Genomic DNA, 487 nt, shown 5'->3' with positions numbered 1-487 from the left:
GGCGCTGCTCGGCCTCGCTCAGCAGCGAAATCTCCGACACCCGCGCATCGGGGTCGGCGGCCACCCCCTCCAGCAGCCGCTCGTAGTGCCCGACCAGACGCTCGACCGTCCCCCGATCGAACAGATCGGTGCTGTACTCCACCACCCCGGCCAGCCCGCCGGGAGTCTCCTCCACCGACACCGTCAGGTCGAACTTGCTCGCCGTCGTCTGCGGCTGCAGCAACTCCGACGTAAGCCCATCCAGCACAGGCCGCTCACCCGGAGTGTTCTGCAGCGCGAACATCACCTGAAACAGCGGACTACGGCTCGGATCCCGCACCCCCGCCACGGCGTCCACCAGCCGCTCGAACGGCACATCCTGATGCGTATACGCCTCCAGCGCCACCTGCCGGGTCCGCGCCAGCAACTCCCGGAACGACGGATCCCCCGACAGATCACCCCGCAGCACCAGCGTGTTGACGAAGAACCCGATCAGCCCGTCCAGCTC

The 487-nt window shown here is 68.2% G+C and carries 1 protein-coding gene; it reads right to left on the bottom strand.

Going from position 1 to position 487, the window contains the following annotated elements; all coding sequences use genetic code 11:
* On the bottom strand, window positions 1-487 hold a 487-nt coding region (locus N5079_RS35155), incomplete at both ends, for a condensation domain-containing protein (protein ID WP_261588544.1).

Source organism: Planotetraspora sp. A-T 1434, assembly GCF_025420585.1.
Taxonomy (GTDB): domain Bacteria; phylum Actinomycetota; class Actinomycetes; order Streptosporangiales; family Streptosporangiaceae; genus JAOEGB01.
This window is presented reverse-complemented; position numbering and strand designations above follow the sequence as displayed.